General features: G+C 64.6%; 16 protein-coding genes and 1 riboswitch. Of the genes, 13 read left to right on the plus strand and 3 right to left on the minus strand.

The window, feature by feature from the left end:
- Positions 1–39: 39 nt before the first annotated feature.
- On the plus strand, positions 40–582 hold the full coding sequence (locus AC1RQC_RS02980) for a hypothetical protein (protein ID WP_492809290.1): 543 nt from the start codon (positions 40–42) through the stop codon (positions 580–582).
- Positions 575–2,923, plus strand: a complete 2,349-nt coding sequence (locus AC1RQC_RS02985; protein WP_492882423.1) for a TOTE conflict system archaeo-eukaryotic primase domain-containing protein — start codon at positions 575–577, stop codon at positions 2,921–2,923. The genes AC1RQC_RS02980 and AC1RQC_RS02985 overlap by 8 nt, the downstream gene beginning before the upstream one ends.
- Before the next feature lie 27 nt (positions 2,924–2,950).
- Here AC1RQC_RS02985 and AC1RQC_RS02990 read toward each other — a convergent pair whose 3' ends face one another.
- Positions 2,951–3,142: a Wadjet anti-phage system protein JetD domain-containing protein gene (locus tag AC1RQC_RS02990; RefSeq protein WP_492809292.1), complete on the minus strand. Its 192-nt coding sequence runs from the start codon at positions 3,140–3,142 to the stop codon at positions 2,951–2,953.
- Between the two features lie 474 nt (positions 3,143–3,616).
- Here AC1RQC_RS02990 and AC1RQC_RS02995 point away from each other — a divergent pair, with 474 nt between their 5' ends.
- The 4 genes from AC1RQC_RS02995 to AC1RQC_RS03010 all read left to right on the plus strand — a co-directional run bounded on the left by AC1RQC_RS02995 (position 3,617) and on the right by AC1RQC_RS03010 (position 6,924).
- Positions 3,617–3,883, plus strand: coding sequence for a type II toxin-antitoxin system ParD family antitoxin (locus AC1RQC_RS02995; RefSeq protein ID WP_492809293.1), 267 nt, complete (start codon positions 3,617–3,619; stop codon positions 3,881–3,883).
- Positions 3,883–4,185: a type II toxin-antitoxin system RelE/ParE family toxin gene (locus AC1RQC_RS03000; RefSeq protein WP_492809294.1), complete on the plus strand. Its 303-nt coding sequence runs from the start codon at positions 3,883–3,885 to the stop codon at positions 4,183–4,185. Before AC1RQC_RS02995 ends, AC1RQC_RS03000 begins: the two co-directional genes overlap by 1 nt.
- A 66-nt stretch (positions 4,186–4,251) precedes the next feature.
- A riboswitch (SAM-I-IV-variant riboswitch) is annotated at positions 4,252–4,357 on the plus strand.
- A gap of 28 nt (positions 4,358–4,385) precedes the next feature.
- A complete protein-coding gene (locus tag AC1RQC_RS03005) occupies positions 4,386–5,510 on the plus strand; it encodes an ADP-ribosylglycohydrolase family protein (RefSeq protein WP_492882424.1) in 1,125 nt (374 codons plus the stop codon).
- A 142-nt stretch (positions 5,511–5,652) separates the two neighbouring features.
- Positions 5,653–6,924: a DUF445 domain-containing protein gene (locus AC1RQC_RS03010; protein ID WP_492882425.1), complete on the plus strand. Its 1,272-nt coding sequence runs from the start codon at positions 5,653–5,655 to the stop codon at positions 6,922–6,924.
- A gap of 31 nt (positions 6,925–6,955) precedes the next feature.
- Here AC1RQC_RS03010 and AC1RQC_RS03015 read toward each other — a convergent pair whose 3' ends face one another.
- Positions 6,956–8,251, minus strand: coding sequence for a Zn-dependent hydrolase (locus tag AC1RQC_RS03015; protein ID WP_492882426.1), 1,296 nt, complete (start codon positions 8,249–8,251; stop codon positions 6,956–6,958).
- A gap of 185 nt (positions 8,252–8,436) precedes the next feature.
- Here AC1RQC_RS03015 and AC1RQC_RS03020 point away from each other — a divergent pair, with 185 nt between their 5' ends.
- Both AC1RQC_RS03020 and AC1RQC_RS03025 read left to right on the plus strand, forming a co-directional pair.
- Positions 8,437–8,772 (plus strand): nucleotide pyrophosphohydrolase, encoded by a 336-nt coding sequence (locus AC1RQC_RS03020; RefSeq protein WP_492882427.1) that lies wholly within the window; start codon positions 8,437–8,439, stop codon positions 8,770–8,772.
- Positions 8,773–8,973: 201 nt separating this feature from the next.
- Entirely contained in the window at positions 8,974–10,455 is a 1,482-nt protein-coding gene (locus tag AC1RQC_RS03025; protein WP_492827386.1) for a M81 family metallopeptidase, read from the plus strand.
- A 17-nt stretch (positions 10,456–10,472) separates the two neighbouring features.
- Here AC1RQC_RS03025 and AC1RQC_RS03030 read toward each other — a convergent pair whose 3' ends face one another.
- Positions 10,473–11,519: a GntR family transcriptional regulator gene (locus AC1RQC_RS03030; RefSeq protein ID WP_492882428.1), complete on the minus strand. Its 1,047-nt coding sequence runs from the start codon at positions 11,517–11,519 to the stop codon at positions 10,473–10,475.
- A gap of 291 nt (positions 11,520–11,810) precedes the next feature.
- On the opposite strand from AC1RQC_RS03030, the gene AC1RQC_RS03035 reads away from it, so the two are divergent.
- The 5 genes from AC1RQC_RS03035 to AC1RQC_RS03055 all read left to right on the plus strand — a co-directional run bounded on the left by AC1RQC_RS03035 (position 11,811) and on the right by AC1RQC_RS03055 (position 16,468).
- Positions 11,811–12,494 (plus strand): amino acid ABC transporter permease, encoded by a 684-nt coding sequence (locus AC1RQC_RS03035; protein WP_492882429.1) that lies wholly within the window; start codon positions 11,811–11,813, stop codon positions 12,492–12,494.
- A gap of 66 nt (positions 12,495–12,560) precedes the next feature.
- Positions 12,561–13,205 (plus strand): amino acid ABC transporter permease, encoded by a 645-nt coding sequence (locus AC1RQC_RS03040; protein ID WP_459372480.1) that lies wholly within the window; start codon positions 12,561–12,563, stop codon positions 13,203–13,205.
- A gap of 71 nt (positions 13,206–13,276) precedes the next feature.
- On the plus strand, positions 13,277–14,005 hold the full coding sequence (locus AC1RQC_RS03045; RefSeq protein WP_492882430.1) for an amino acid ABC transporter ATP-binding protein: 729 nt from the start codon (positions 13,277–13,279) through the stop codon (positions 14,003–14,005).
- A 47-nt stretch (positions 14,006–14,052) separates the two neighbouring features.
- Complete coding sequence (locus AC1RQC_RS03050; RefSeq protein WP_492882431.1) at positions 14,053–14,850, plus strand: transporter substrate-binding domain-containing protein; 798 nt, start codon at positions 14,053–14,055, stop codon at positions 14,848–14,850.
- 49 nt (positions 14,851–14,899) lie between these two features.
- On the plus strand, positions 14,900–16,468 hold the full coding sequence (locus AC1RQC_RS03055; protein WP_492882432.1) for a UxaA family hydrolase: 1,569 nt from the start codon (positions 14,900–14,902) through the stop codon (positions 16,466–16,468).
- The last annotated feature ends 98 nt before the right edge of the window (positions 16,469–16,566 follow it).

Consider the following 16,566-nt stretch of genomic DNA (forward strand, 5'->3'; position numbering starts at 1 on the left):
AACTGTCGCTGGTTGTATGACGAAGACTAGTTGATAGAAATGGTGACCAAGAAAACCACGCCCAGCTGGAGCGATCTCAAAGCCAGACTGGCCGACCTCGACCGTGCTGGCATTGTGTGCCTGGTGCAAGACATGTACGCCGCCAGCAAGGACAACCAGTCCTTCCTGCACGCCCGCTTCGGATTAGGGGACGACGTCCTCAAACCATACAAGGCGACAATCGACCGCTGGCTGTGGCCCAAACCGTTCACGAACCATCGGCATTCGGTTGTGACGGCGAAGAAGGCCATCGCGGACTACAAGAAGGCCATCGGGCGGCCCGAGGGGCTTGCCGAGTTGATGGTGTTCTATTGTGAGCGCGCGATCGGATGCGCCAACGAGGGCCTGGAGGACGAAAACTACTTCAGTGCGTTGGTGCGGATGTTCGAGCAGGCGTTGATGGAGATCGGCAACTTGCCAGAGGCGCAGCGGCAGCCGCTGCGGAAGCGGCTCGGGGCCGTAAGCAGCCTTGGGCAGGATATTGGCTACGGCGTGGGCGACGACATGGGCGAGCTCCTTGCTGAGTTCGGTGCCGATGGATGAGCGTGATTCCGTAGCCGCACTACAGACTGAGAACGCTCGGCTGATTGCGCTGTTGCAGAAGCACGGCATCGAGTGGCGCTTGCCGACGGTGCGATTGCAGCCTCTGCCCGGAACGGAGTCGTCTCGTCTCTCCACGGACGACAAGGTCGCTCTATTTCGCCGCTTGTTCCGCGGACGAACGGATGCCTATCCCATCCGGTGGGAGAGCAGGACTTCCGGGCGCGCGGGTTATGCGCCGGCGTGCGCCAACGAGTGGCGCACAGGTGTATGCGAGAAGCCACGCCTCAAATGCTCGGACTGTGGCAATCGTCTGCTGATTCCGCTGTCGGAATCGGTCATTTACGATCATCTGGCCGGTGTGCACACTGTAGGCGTCTATCCGTTGCTGGAGGACGACAGCTGCTATTTCCTCGCAGTCGATTTCGACAAGGCCGAGTGGCGCGAGGATGCGCGCGCATTCGTTCAATCGTGCGACGAACTGGGAGTCCCCGTCAGCCTTGAAATTTCCCGCTCCGGCCAGGGCGCGCATGCGTGGGTGTTCTTTACGAACAAGGTGTCCGCACGCGATGCCCGTCGCCTGGGTACGGCGATCATCAGCCATGCGTGCGCACGCACGCGGCAACTGAAACTCGAATCGTATGACCGGCTGTTCCCGAACCAGGACACGATGCCGAAGGGCGGCTTCGGAAACCTGATCGCCCTGCCCCTTCAGAAGAAGCCGAGGGAGAACGGCTGCAGCGTGTTCGTCGACGCCAGCCTGCAGCCCTATCCGGATCAGTGGGCATTCCTGTTGTCAGTCCGGGCAATGGCGCCACACGACATCGAGCCCGCCATCTTGCTTGCCACCGGGGGAGCGCATCCGCTGGACGTGACGTTCATTGATGAGGAGGACTTGGGAACACCTTGGAAGTCCGCATCGCCGTCCACCAGCAAGCTGTCCTTGCCGATGCCGGAGTCCCTCGCCGTGACGCTGGCGAATCTCGTTTATGTCGAGAAGGCAGCCCTGCCGCAGCCGTTGGCGAACCGCTTGATCCGCCTTGCTGCATTTCAGAACCCGGAGTTCTATAAGGCGCAGGCCATGCGGATGTCGGTGTGGGACAAGCCGCGGGTGATTGGTTGTGCGGAGAATTATCCACAACACATTGCGCTGCCGCGCGGTTGCCTCGATGCGGCGAAAGCGTTGCTTCATGACAACGGCATCCGTGCCGATCTTCGCGACGAGCGACATGGCGGGGAGCAACTTGAAGTGAAGTTCGCCGGCGTGTTGCGCCCGGACCAGGAGGCGGCCGTGGCCGCCATGCTGGACCACGATGTCGGCGTGCTGTGCGCCCCGACAGCCTTCGGAAAGACGGTGACTGCAGCGGCGATGATCGCGCGGCGTGGCGTAAGTACCCTGGTGCTTGTGCATCGCACCGAACTGCTCAAGCAGTGGCAGGAGCGTCTCCAGGTTTTTCTCGGTATCGGCAGGGACGTACTGGGTACCATTGGCGGCGGCAAAGCCAGGCCCACCGGCAGGATCGATATCGCAGTGATGCAATCGCTTTCGCGGCAACAAGAGGTCAATCCGCTGGTGGAGAGCTATGGACACGTTATCGTTGACGAATGCCACCACGTCGGCGCGGCATCCATCGACGCCATCTTGCGGAAGGTCAGGGCGAAGTACGTGCTTGGCTTGACAGCCACGCCGATTCGCCGGGATGGCCAGCAGCCCATCATCTTCATGCAATGCGGTCCGATTCGACACACAGCAGCTAGGCCATCTAGCGCCCCCCATGATCTGGAGGTGATTCCGCGCATGCTGAGTACCCGCATTGACCTGCCGCAGGAGGCGGGGATTCAAGATGTGTTCAAGCATCTTACCCAGGCTCAAGCAAGAACGGACGCGATTGTGGCCGAGGCCGAAGACGCATTCGTGCAAGGTCGGAAGGTGCTGGTGCTGACAGAGCGTACAGAGCATCTCGATGCGATACGGGCTGTGCTGGAGGCGAAGGTGCCGGCACTGTTCGTCTTGCATGGCCGGATGTCGAAGAAGCAGCGTGCGATTGTTGTCAGCGAACTGGACGCGTTGCCTTTGGATGCCCCGCGCATTTTGTTGGCAACGGGCAAGCTGGTGGGCGAAGGCTTTGATCATCCACCGCTGGACACATTGGTGCTGGCTATGCCGGTGTCGTGGAAGGGGACGTTGCACCAATATGCTGGCCGGCTGCACCGCGAGCACGCCACCAAGACTGACGTGCGCATCATTGACTTCGTCGACAGCGGCCACGCGGCGTTGTTGCGGATGTGGGAGAAGCGACAACGGGGATATCGGGCGATGGGGTACCGGATGGCGCAGGGTTAAGCTTACCGGAGCGACCAACCCCACAAGCTAAGCCAGTGCAGCCTCAAGCCAGCCATAACCAACTCTCTCCTGCTCCAGCCGCAGGTTCTTGCGCAACCTGTTGTCCCGCAAATCGTCATAGAGGGTGCGCACTGCGCTGGTCAATCGAAGTAGTTCGCGGTGCGTTGGGCTCTCCTCGTCGCCACACTGTGCTTCAAATGCCCGGGCAAATCGACGCATGCCCGTGCACTTGATTGCGCGTCATCAGTTTATCTCGGAAGTGACCAAATAGGCGCATGGATGTTTCTCGACTTGCTGATTCCGCACGGCTTTCCGTTATAGGTCGGGAATTTCGGCAGGGCGATTGGGGCGTGTCCGGCAAATGAGCAGATCAGTCGGCTGGATTCTGCTGAGGGCGGGTGGGTTCAGAGCCGCCGTTTGCAGCAGACCAACATCTGTACCGAGTCACCGGGCGAAGCCGGCGATGGGCAAATCGATAACGTTGGCGAGGAAGTGGGCGATGCTCTCACTTTCCCGACTAGCGGGCCGCACGGTTACCGCAACGTGCGGGTATCGTGGGTCAATTCACCGGTTCCCTGCTGGTCGCCCGCTCACAGATAACTCAAAAGCACATTTATCAAGCTGGCAAACGTACATTGACGACTTCGGCTCAGCCTGATGTAATAACTGTTGTTAACAGTTAGGAGCGCCAACATGCCAACCAGCGTTGCCCTTGGCAGTCACTTCGAGACCTTCATTCGTGAACAGGTGCAAAGCGGACGCTTCAACAATCTCAGCGAGGTTGTGCGCGCTGGTCTGCGATTGCTTGAGCAGCAGGAGCAGCGCAACCAGTTGGAACTGGAAGCGCTGCGTGCTGAGATCGCAGCGGGCAGATCAAGCGGCGAGCCTAAGCTTGCTGAAGACGTCTTTGCCAGGCTCGAGACCAAGTATCGGTCCGCTGATAAAAGCAAACTTCGCTGATGCGGCTCACGATTACGCCGCTGGCCGAATTGGACCTGGAAGCCATTGCAGACTACATCGCAGCGGACAACCTTGAGCGTGCGCTGACCTTCATCGTGGAACTGCGCGAACAATGCCGACGGATCGCGGGGAATGCTCAGGCATATCGCCGCCGAATCGAGCTGGGTGGTGACATCCGCTCTTGCGCCTATGGCAACTATGTGATTTTCTTCTCGGCTAGCCATGACGAAGTGACGGTTGTTCGTGTCCTTCACGGCGCTCGCGATATCCCGACACTCTTTGGTTCCGGCGAAGCCGTGTAGTTTCCGCTGGCTGACCCTGCCCACCGCCCCCACCCTTGACACCCCCCAACCCCCCATGTTCCAATCCGCCCACATTCTGATTTGGGTCGACGCCCAAGCCAACCTGCCTTCCCGGGCAAGGTGGATCGCGAAAGCGGATGTGGCTCCTTGAGGAGCAACCAAACGGGCCATGCGTCGACCCTCCTTACACGGAGGGTTTTTTGTTTTCTGCTTCGGTCATGGATTGCGAGATCACACGCAGCCGCTTCCAGGGCTGCCTGCTGGGCGGCGCTGTTGGCGATGCACTGGGCGCTCCCGTGGAGTTCCTGTCGCTCGCGGAGATCCGCGAGCGCTTTGGCAAGGACGGCATCACCGGCTACGCCCCGGCCTACGGTGGCGTCGGTACCATCACCGACGACACGCAGATGACGTTGTTCACGGCGGAGGGCTTGCTGCGGGCGTGGGTGGGCGAGGCGAGCGGGGGCGTCGGCAGTGTGCCTGGCGTGGCTTCGCGCGCTTATCTGCGCTGGTTGTTGACGCAGGGGATCCAGCCTGCGTTTCATCGCGATGTGCTGTCGGACAAGCCGGGATGGCTTTACCAGCAGGCGGCACTGCATAGCCGGCGCGCGCCGGGAAACACTTGTTTGTCGGCGCTGGAGGCGATGCTCAAGCTGGGAGAGCCCGCGCGCAACGACAGCAAGGGCTGCGGGGGCGTGATGCGTGTGGCGCCGGCTGGCCTGTTTGTGTGGCGGCGCGCCGGGCAGCGATCGCCTCAGGATGCCTTTGCCCTGGGAGCGGAGCTGGCCGCGCTGACCCATGGACATCCAAGCGGATCGCTGACGGGCGGCGTGCTGGCGGTGTTGATCCGCGAGCTGGCCGACGGTGCTGCGCTGCCTGATGCTTTGTCGAGCGCCAAAGCGTGCTTGTCCACGCGGCCGGATCACGAGCAGACGCTGCTGGCCATCCTGCATGCGCAGGCGCTGGCCGACTCCGGCGTGGCCTTTGATGATGCCATCGCGCGCCTGGGCGAGGGCTGGGTGGCGGAGGAGGCGTTGGCAATCTCCATTTACTGCGCGCTGGTCGCGCGTGATTTTCGTCACGGGGTTGTGCTGGCGGTGAATCACGATGGCGACTCGGATTCCACGGGCGCCATCACGGGAAACCTGCTGGGCACGTTGCTTGGCGTGGAGGCGATTCCGCCGGAGTGGCTGGCGCCTTTAGAGCTGCGCGAAGTGATCACCGAGCTGGCTGACGACCTGAGCGTGTTCCCCGAGTGGGACTTGGGCATCGACCCGGCAGACGAGGCGCTGGTTCAGCGCATCCGGACGAAGTATCCTGGGCTTTGAATGTTGCGCGCTACGGCAGCAGCGTTTGATTGCCGATAGCCGATAGCCGATAGCCGATAGCGGGACCGGACATTGCCTTGTCCGGAATGCGATTTATGATGGCGCTCCCATCTCCAAGCCCAGCAGCGGGGCCCGGTATCCCATGCATCAGGAAGAAGAACTCAGGGTCGCAAAGCGCAAGGCATTGGCCTTGCTGCTGTTCGCGTTTGCCGTTTTCGTCACCACCGTCCTCCTGCCGCGCGCGCCTTTGACGGATGGCGTGCGGGCGGCGGCGGAGGCGGCGCTGGTTGGCGGGCTGGCGGACTGGTTTGCGGTGGCGGCGCTGTTCCGGCGGATTCCGTTGCCGGGCTTTGCGCGCCACACCAACATCATCATCCGCAAGCGGGACGATATCGCGGACGGCCTGGCGGTGTTCGTGAAGGAGAAGTTCCTGGACGTGCCGTCCGTGGTTGCGCTGATCGAGCGGCACAATCCGGCGCTGGTGGTCACCCGCTGGCTGGAGTCGCCCGCCAACGCGCGGCAGATCGGTGATGTGGTGGTGAAGTTCGCGAGCGGCATGCTGGATGTGATGGATGAGCGCAACATCCAGTCGCTGCTGAAGCGGGCGGTGGATACGATGATCGACAAGGTCGATCTGTCGGAGTCGGCGGCGACCATCCTCGACAGCCTGACCAGGAACGATCGGCACCAGGCGCTGCTCGACGAGACCATTGCGCAGTTGATCGCCTTGCTCAACGAGCCGCCCGCCCGCGCTTTTATCTCGGAGCGGATCGTGGAATGGCTGAAGAGCGATCACCCCAGGAAGGAGCGGCTGCTTCCCACCGAGTGGATCGGGAGCAATGGCGCTGACATGATTTCCGCGGCGCTGAGCCGCGTGCTGACCCAGATCGAGGGCGATGCCGATCACGAGTTGCGCAAGCGCTTCGATGCGGCCGTGCAGCGTTTGATTCAACGGCTGAAGCACGATGCCACGTTCCACGCCAGGGCCGAGGCGCTGAAGGCGCACCTGAAGCAGGACGGGGCGCTGAACGCCTATGTCGGCGGCCTTTGGGCCGAGTGGCGCAATTGGTTCAAGCGCGACCTGGCGCGCGAGGATTCCGCCACACACCGCAAGGTGGCGGCGGCGGGCCAGTGGATCGGCGCGGAGCTGGCGCGCAACGCGTCCCTGCGCGCATCGCTCAACGATCACCTGCGCGATGCGGCGCGCAATATGGCGCCGGACTTTGCGGAGTTCATCACGCGGCATATCAGCAACACCATCCGCAGCTGGGATGCGCGCGATATGTCCCGGCAGATCGAGCTGAACGTGGGCAAGGACCTGCAGTACATCCGCATGAACGGCACGGTGGTCGGCGGGCTGATCGGCGCGGCGCTGTACCTGATCGCGCAACTGCCGGCGTGGCTCGGCCGCTAGGCGCCTTTATCGCGTTGCCTTGCCTTGCCGGTCAGGGCCGGTTGGCTAGCCGCAGCACCACTTGCAGCAGGATCTGCGCGCCATTGACCAGGTCGTCCGGCTCGGTGTACTCGCGCACGTCGTGGCTCAGGCCTTTGACGCTGGGCACGAAGATCATGCCGGTCGGGCACAGGTGCGCCAGCATCTGCGCGTCGTGCCCGGCGCCGCTGGGCATGCGCATATGGCTAAGGCCCAGCGAGGCGGTCTCTTGCTCGATCAGGTCGATGACCATGGGGTGGAACGCCACCGGCTCCAGGTGCGCCAGCAAGCGGTAGCTCAGGTTGAGGATCTCCGCCTGGCAGGTTTGCTCGGCAAAGGCCAGCACTTCGGCTTCGGCCTGGGCGAGCAGTTGGTAGTCGGTGTTGCGCAGGTCGACGGTGAAGGTGGCGCGCTCGGGAATGACGTTGATCACGTTGGGCTCGAAGCGCATGGCCCCCACCGTGCCGAGCTGGCTGTCGCCGTAGCGCAGCGCCAGGTCGTGCACGAAATTGGCGATGCGCATGGCGGCGTAGCCGGCGTCGTGGCGCAGGTCCATGGGCGTGGTGCCGGCGCTGTTGGACATGCCGTCGATCCTGAACTCCATCCAGGAGATGCCTTGGATGCTTTCCACCACGCCGATGCGCAGGTCGCGCAGATCCAGCGCCGGGCCCTGCTCGATGTGCAGCTCGATAAAGCTGTCCACTCGCGGCGCGCCCACCGGGGCTTGCCCGCTGTAGCCGATGCGCTGCAGCTCGGCCCCGACGGTGGTGCCGTCGATGCTGGTTGCCGCCAGTGCGTCTGCCAGGGGCAGGCCGCCTGCGTAGACCAGTGAGCCCATCATGTCGGGCTGGAAGCGCACGCCGGTGGCGTTGGTAAAGAAGGCCACGGCAATCGGGCGGCGCGTGCGCAGTCCGGCATCGCGCAGCGTGGCGATGACTTCCAGGCCGGCCAGCACGCCGTAGCTGCCATCGTAGCGGCCACCGGTGCGCACGGTGTCGATATGCGAGCCGATCATCACGGGGGGCAGGTCCTCGGTGCCGGCATAGATGGCCACGCCGTTGCCGATGGCGTCGATCGTCACCGCCATGCCAAGCGCTTGCATGCGCGCAACCGTCCAGTCCCGGCCGAGCTCGTCGGCGTTGGTCAGCGCCAGGCGGCACACGCCGCCGCCTTCAATGCCGCCAAGCCGCGCCAGATCGTCCAGGCTTTGCAGCAGGCGCTCCGGGTGGACGCGCGGCGTGCGTGGGGTGTGTTTTTCCTGTGCTGCTTGTGCTGCTTGTGTCGCCTGCGGTGGGTGTTGCGCGGTCATGCGTGTTTCGGGGCCCAATCGGAATGCGTGGAATGCGTGGAATGCGTCCACTATGAAACGATGGTCTCGCGTTTTGGTGCACATGAGGCGCCCGTGAAACGCATGTTTCTCTGCTCGTTGTGCGTCGCGAGCCGCTTGCATTCGTGGTTCAATAGGCCCGGTGCTTATTTTCGCAGTGAACCATCATGACCCTGATCGACATCAAGACGCTCCAGCAAGTGGCCGCCGCATTTGGCGAGGCCCGCGGGTGGGGCAAGTATCACAGCCCCAAGAACCTGGCCATGGCGCTGAGCGTGGAAGTGGCCGAGCTGGTCGAGATCTTCCAGTGGAAGACGGAGGAGGAGGCGCGCGCCGTCATGTCCACGGACGAGCGCGCGCACGTGGAGCAGGAGCTGGCGGACATCACGATTTACCTGGCGCAGTTGCTGACCGCGCTCGACGTTGACCTGAACGCGGCGGTGAAGGCCAAGATGGAGATGAATGCCGTGAAGTATCCGGCGAAGACGGGCGGCACGGATTGAGGTGGGGCGCCGCCTGAGAGGCCTTCAGCGCGCCGGTGCCCCTCTTTCCCACCGTTCCATCCCGGGCCACATGCCGGTAGACTTTGGCCGTTGCATCGAGGTCATGCCAGTCATTGGCCGCCGATGTCGCATCGCTGGTCCCCATCCCCCGTTCTGGCCGGACATTCCCGGCCACTTCCATGCTGGAGCCCCCGCACCGCCATGAAGATCCTGATCGCACGACTGAACCACGAAACCAATACCTTCTCGCCGGTGGCGACGCCGCTGTCGTCCTTTCATCCGCAATACGGCGAGGATGCGTACCGGGCGAGCAAGGGCACGCGCACGGCCATCGGTGCCTTTATCGACCTGGCCGAGGCGGCAGGCGCGGAGCTGGTGGTGCCGGTCACGGCCAGCGCCAACCCGAGCGGACGCGTCGCGGCCGATGCGTATGCGGCCTTGTGCGATGCCATCGTCAAGGCGGCGCCCGGGTGCGATGCCGTGATGCTCGACCTGCACGGCGCCATGGTTGCGCAGAACAGCGACGACGGCGAGGGTGAGTTGCTGGCGCGCCTGCGCGAAGTGCTGCCGCACGCGCCGATTGCCGTTGCGCTGGACCTGCACGGCAACGTGACGCAGGCCATGATCGATCACGCGGATATCGCGGTCAGCTTCAAGACTTATCCGCACGTGGACATGTACGAGACCGGCGAGCACGCCGGCCGCCTGCTGATGCGCATGCTCGAGCAAAAGGCGCGGCCCGCGCTGGCCTGGCGGCGCCTGCCGATGGTCACGCACACACTGCGCAGCAATACCGGCGAAGGCGCGATGCAGCGCGCAGTGGCGGCGGCCAGGCAGGCCGAGGCCGACGGCATGCTGGCGGTGTCGGTGCTGGCCGGCTTCGGGCTGGCGGATATCGCGGCGCCTTGCCTGAGCGTGCTGGTGGTGGCCGATGGCGGCCAGGCTGCGGCGCAGGCGGCGGCCGACAAGCTTGCCGCGCAGATCTGGGCGGAGCGCGCCGGCTTTGTCTATGAGAGCGAGCCGCTGGCTGAATCGATTGCGCGCGCCGCGCAACTGGCCGCGCAAGGTGGCAGCGGGCCGGTGCTGTTGCTGGACCACGGCGACAACTGCATGTCGGGCGGCACCTGCGACGATATGCAGGTCCTGCGCGAGGCCTTGCGGCAAGGCTTGTCCGGCATTGCCGTGGGGCCGGTATGCGACCCGCAGGCCGTAGCCGCGATGATCGAGGCCGGCGTGGATGCCCGCGTGACGTTGCCGGTGGGCAACAAGGTGCCGTTGACCCAGCTTGGCATCTACCCGACGCCGCTGACCCTGACCGGCCGGGTGGCCGCCATCAGCAATGGAGAATACGTGATCAGTGGCCCGACCTACACCGGCGCGCGCATCCGCATGGGCCGCACCGTGCTGCTCGATATCGGCGCGGCGCAGGTGGTGGTGACCGAGACACCGCAGGAGCACTGGGACCTGGGCATCTTTACCCATATCGGTGTGGATCCCCTGGCGCAGCGCTTCCTGTTGCTGAAGTCGCGCATGTACTGCCGGCCGGTGTTCGTGCCGATCGCAAAGGCGGTGGTGGAGTGTGATGGCGGTGGCGTGACGAGCTCGCGCTACACGCAGTTCCCGTTTGCGCGTCTGACGCGGCCGGTGTATCCGCTGGAGGCGGACGTGACCTTGGGCGCGTAGCTAGCGGCCTGACTCCCTCACGCGATATACGAAACCGCGGGCAGCGCGAACGTTTCGCGCACCAGTTCCGCGCGCCGCGTCACTTTCTCGCAGGATAGTTCGAGGTGGTCGCGCAGCAGGTCGGCGGCCTTGCGCGGCGCGCCATCGGCGGCGGCCTGCAGCACGGCGATGTGCTCTGACATGAACGGGTCCGCTTCGGGCATCGGCGTGGAGACGCCCAGCACGTGCTTGCTCAGCGTGAGGATGCAGCGCGTGCGCTGCAGGCTGCTGAGCAATTCCTTGTTGGGGCACTGCGAGAGCAGCTGCACGTGCAGGTCGTGCTCCAGGTTGTCCATGGCGGTGCGGCTGACCTTGGGGTAGACGCGCTGCACCTTGTGCAGTTCGCCGATCATCCGCTCGAGCTCGGCCCGGTCGGCGTGGCCGATGGCGCCGCGCAGCGCGGCGGGTTCCACCAATGAGCGAAGTTCGTAGAGATCATGGATGCGCTTGGCGTCCAGCGGTGTGATGACCCAGCGCAGGCGCTCGTCCTTCTCCAGGATGCCCAGGCTTTCCAGGCGCAGCAATACGTCGCGCACCACGGTCCGGCCCACGTTGAAGTGGCGGGCCAGTTCGATCTCGTTGACGCGATAGCGGCCGAACACCGACAGGTGCACCAGGTCGCGCTCCACTTCGTCGTAGATCACTTCCCAGCCCAGCGTCTTGCGCGCGACATCCGGCTCCCGGTCCACGCCCAGCATGGCGGGGTCCAGCGGGATGCGCCGGGGCGCGGTGCCCGCGGGCCCGGCCACGAAGCCGCGGCCTTCGAAGCGGCTGACCACGCCATCGGCTTCCAGCTCGCGCAAGGCCTGGCGCACCGGCGAGCGGGTGGAGCGCAGGATCTCGGCCACATGGCCTTCCAGCAATACCGTGCCCTGCTCCAGCGAGCCTTCCACGATGGCTTTGCGCAGCAGCTCGACGATGACGGCGTAGATCGGCGCGTGCCGTTGCGCTTCTTCGGCTTCCTGCATGAGTGCGAAGGGGGCGGCGCGCTTGTCTTGTCGCGCGGCCGTCGATGGACTCGGCACGTTGTCTCCGGATTGGTTGGCGGGTTTGGGTGGTGTTGGTATTTCGTCAGGTACTTCGTCGGGCGCGTCGCTCGTGGCGTCGGCATGGTGCCAAGTATCGGGCGGCGCATGAACTCATGAACGCATGAGCATATGATACACGGGTATCTCCATATATTGACGTTTGCCGGCAATAGTCATATATTTCGATCCATGCCGGCGCAAGGCCGCATCGAGACGAGAACAAAACACCGAGACAGGGCGGCGGCCAAGCCGGCGCTGCCCACAAAAGAGCGATAGGGCGCATCCCCGATGGACTACCAGTTCGATTTCAGCTTCCTGTCCGCCAACTGGCGCGAACTGCTCGACGGGGCATGGCTGACCCTGCGCATGTCTGTTGCGACCATCGCGCTTGGCTTTGTGCTGGGAACGGCGCTGGCGGTGGTGCGCACGCAAGGCCCGGCCTGGGCGCGCCGCTGCGTCACGGGCTATGTGGATGTGATTCGCAATACGCCGCTGGTGATCCAGGCGTTCTGGCTGTTCTTCGGGCTGGCGGCGGTGCATGTGCGCGTGCCGGCGATGGTGGCGGCGGTGCTGGCGCTGGTGGTCAACGTATCGGCCTACACCACGGAGATCGTGCGCGCGGGCATCGAGTCGGTGCCGCGCGGCCAGCTGGAGGCCGCATCGTGCCTGGGGCTGTCGCGCTGGCAGGTGCTGCGCCTGGTGGTGCTGCCGCAGGCGGTGGAGCGCATGTACCCGGCGCTGATCAGCCAGTTCGTGCTGATGATGCTGGCCACCTCCATCATGTCGCAGATCTCGGCGGAAGAACTCACTGCCGTGGGTTACCGCATCCAGTCGGAGACGTTCCGCGGCTTTGAGATCTACATCGTCATTGCCGTGGTGTACCTGGTGCTGTCGTGGCTGTTGCGGTTGTCGATGGCAGGCGTGGGTGCCATCGCTTTCACGCGCCGCCGGCGCCTGAAGACGGCGCTCTGATTCCGCACGCTTCCGCTTTCCCATTCTTCTACTTTCCTACTTCCTTTCGACGCGGAGCCAAGCATCATGTCCAGCCTTTCCCTGGATCAAGTCTTGTTTATCCTGCGCGGCGCCGGCTGGACGCTGTTGCTGTCAGCCATGGGCTTTGTCGGCGGCGCGCTGGTGGGCCTGCCGCTGGCACTGGCACGCAGCCGCGGCGGCCGCGTGCTGCGCATGGCTACCGGCGCCTTCGTGCAGCTGGTGCAGGGCGTGCCGCTGCCGGTGATCATGTTCGTGGTGTACTTCGGCATCAGCGTGGGTGGCTTCGACCTGCCCGCGCTGGTGGCCGCCGGCATCGCCATGACGGCGTATTCCAGCGCCTACCTGGCCGAGATCTGGAAGGGCTGCATCCAGGCCGTGCCGCGCACGCAGTGGGAGGCGGCCGAATGCCTGGCGCTCACGCCGCTGCAGCGCGTGGTGCACGTGATCCTGCCCCAGGCCGCGCGCATCGCGGTGGCGCCCACGGTGAGCTTCCTGGTGCAGATCGTGAAGAACTCCTCGTACGCGGTGGTGATCGGCTTCTTCGACCTGACCTATTCGGCACGGGTGGTGAACAACTCCACCTTTGAGCCCTTCGTGGTGTTTTCCATCGCGGCGGTGCTGTATTTCGCGATCTGCTATCCGCTGTCGACGCTGTCGTACAAGCTGGAGCGCCGCTTCAAGCGGGTTTGAATGCGGGGTTGAATGTGGCTGTGAGAGCGGACCCGAATCAGCGGGAAACACAAGACATCATGGAGACAAGCATGGAAGACATCGTCCGCTTCGACAAGGTGAGCAAATCCTTCGGGCAGGTGGAGATCCTCAAGGGCGTGAGTTTCTCGGTGCGCGCCGGCGAGGTGGTGGCGCTGATCGGCCGCAGCGGCTCGGGCAAGAGCACGGCCCTGCGCTGCATCAACGGCCTGGAGCGCGTGAACGGCGGCGCGTTGCACGTGTGCGGCCACGCCATGCACGCAGACAACGTGCCGCTGGGCGAGCTGCGCAAGGAAGTGGGCATCGTGTTCCAGAGCTACAACCTGTTCCCGCACCTCACCGTGGAAGAAAACGTCATGCTGGCGCCGCGCAAGGTCAAGGGCGTTGGCAAGAAGGAAGCGCGCGAGCTGGCCATGCACGTGCTCAAGCAGGTTGGCATGGAGGAGCGCGCCGGCTACTACCCGGAGCAATTGTCCGGCGGCCAGCAGCAGCGAGTGGCGATTGCGCGCTCGCTGGCGATGCGGCCGCGCCTGATGCTGTTCGATGAGGTCACCTCGGCGCTGGATCCCGAGCTGACCGGCGAGGTGCTCAAGGTGATCGAGCGGTTAGCCGAAGACGGCATGACCATGGTGTTGGTCACGCACGAGATGGCGTTCGCGCGCTCGGTGGCGGACCAGATCATGTTCATGCACCAGGGCATCGTCTGGGAAGGCGGCAGCGGCAAGCTGCTGGATGAACCTTCGACGCCAGAGCTCAAGCAGTTCGTCGGCAACGGCCTTTGATTTCCCGCTAGCCGGCACGATTCAACCTACACACACGGAGACACCCCATGTACTTCAACCGCCGCCTGCTCGGCTCGCTCGCCGCCCTGCTGCTCGTTGGCGCATCCGCCAGCGCCTGGTCCGACACGCTCGACACCATCAAGCAACGCAAGAAGATCCTGGTCGCCGTGGATATCGGCGCGCCGCCCTACGGCATGCTCGACAGCCAGGCAAAGCAAAGCGGCTCCGATGTGGAGACCGCCCGCCTGCTGGCCAAGGACCTCGGCGTGGAACTGGAGATCGTGCCGGTGACCGGGCCGAATCGCGTGCCCTTCCTGCTGACCAGGAAAGCGGACGTGGTGCTGGCCTCGTTCTCGGTCACCGACGAGCGCAAGAAGGTGATCGATTTTTCCGATCCCTATGGCGTGATCCCGGTGGTGGTGGGCGGGCCCGCAAAGTCCAGCCTCAAGAGCTTTGCCGATTTGTCCGGCAAAACCATCGCCGTCACGCGCGGCACCACCAGCGACCAGGAACTGAGCCGCGGCGCCAAGGAAGTGCCGGGCGTGAATATCGTGCGCTACGAGGACGACGCCACGACCAACACCGCCGTCTCCACCGGCCAGCAGGACTATCTCGCCGCCGCCATCAGCGTGATTCCCGCGGTGAAGAAGAGCAATCCCACGCGCGACCTGGAAACCAAGTTCGTGATGAAGGCCTATCCCTATGCGATCGGCCTGCGCAAGGGCGACACCGCGCTGAAGGTGTGGCTCGACAACTGGGTCAAGGCCAACCTGAAGAACGGCAAGATCAACAGCATCTACAAGCAGTACTTCGGCATCGCGCTGCCGGACGAAATGATCAAGTAAAGCCCGCACGAATCGGCAGGGCGACCATTAAATCGCGAGAAACCATCCCATGAGCACAGAGAGCATTGTCGCCGCCCACGGGCAGCTTCCCCGCACGTCGCGCACCATCCGGCTGCATCCCGATGACGACGTGGTCATCGCCCGCGACCAGATGGTGGCCGGCACGCTGGTCGCCGACGAAGGCGTGACCGTAATCGGTCTGGTCCCGCCCGGCCACAAGATCGCCACCCGTGTGATCGCCAGTGGCGAAGCGGTGCGGCGCTACGGCCAGATCATCGGCTTTGCCAGCCAGGACATCCGCGCCGGCCAGCACGTGCATACGCACAACCTGGCCATGGGCGATTTCACGCGGGACTATGCGTTCAGCGCGGAGGCCCGCGTGGTGCAACCGGCGGCGCAGCCGGCCACGTTCGATGGCATCAAACGCGCCGACGGCGGCGTGGCCACGCGCAACTACATCGGCATCCTGACCTCGGTGAACTGCTCGGCCACGGTGGCGCGCGCCATCGCGGATTATTTTCGCCGGGACATCCATCCGCAGGCGCTGGCCGCCTATCCCAACGTGGATGGCGTGGTGGCGCTCACGCATGGCGTGGGCTGCGCGGTCGATCCGCAGGGCGAGGGGCTGGCGGTGCTGCAGCGCACGCTGGGCGGCTACGCGTGCCATCCCAACTTTGCCAGCGTGCTGGTGATCGGCCTGGGCTGCGAGACCAACCAGATCTCCGCGCTGCTGGCGACACAGGGGCTCACGCACAGCGACCGGCTGCAGACCTTCACCATCCAGGACACCGGCGGCACCACCAAGACCATTGCGCACGGCATCGAGCTGATCAAGGCGATGCTGCCGAAGGCCAACGCGGTGGAGCGCCAGCCGGTGCCGGCGCACCATCTGGTGGTGGGCCTGCAATGCGGTGGCTCGGATGGCTACTCGGGCATTTCGGCCAACCCGGTACTGGGCGCGGCGGTGGATTTGCTGGTGCGCAATGGCGGCACCGCGATCCTCTCCGAGACGCCGGAGATCTACGGCGCCGAGCACTTGCTGACGCGCCGCGCGCAAACGCCGGAGATCGGCCAGAAGCTGGTGGCGCGCATCCGCTGGTGGGAGGCCTATTGCGAGCGCCACGGCGCCAGCATGGACAACAACCCCTCCGCCGGCAACAAGGCGGGCGGCCTGACCACGGTGCTGGAAAAATCGCTGGGCGGCATCGCCAAGGGCGGCTCCACCAATCTCGCCGAAGTGTACGAGTACGCGCAGCCGGTGCGCGTGCGCGGCCTGGTCTTCATGGATACACCGGGCTACGACCCGATCTCCGCCACCGGCCAGGTGGCGGGCGGCGCCAACCTGATCTGCTTCACCACCGGGCGCGGCTCGGCCTACGGCTGCGCGCCCTCGCCCTCGGTCAAGCTCGCGACCAACACGGCGCTATGGCAGCGCCAGTCGGACGACATGGACCTGAACTGCGGCACGGTACTGGACGGCAGCGCCACCATCGCCGAACTGGGCGCGGCGTTGTTCCAGCTGATGCTGGACACGGCCTCCGGCAAACGCTCGCGCAGTGAGCTCCATGGCTACGGGCAGAATGAGTTCGTGCCCTGGCAACTGGGGGCGATTACCTGAACGTGGATGGTTGCCCGGGCGTGCCCCGGGCAACGGCCGGCACGTCGTGCGATCCCGGTTGCCGGCGTGGCGGACCGGCTCGGTCGCCATGTTCGTGG

It is taken from the genome of Cupriavidus sp. GW822-FHT03E04, from assembly GCF_058801495.1.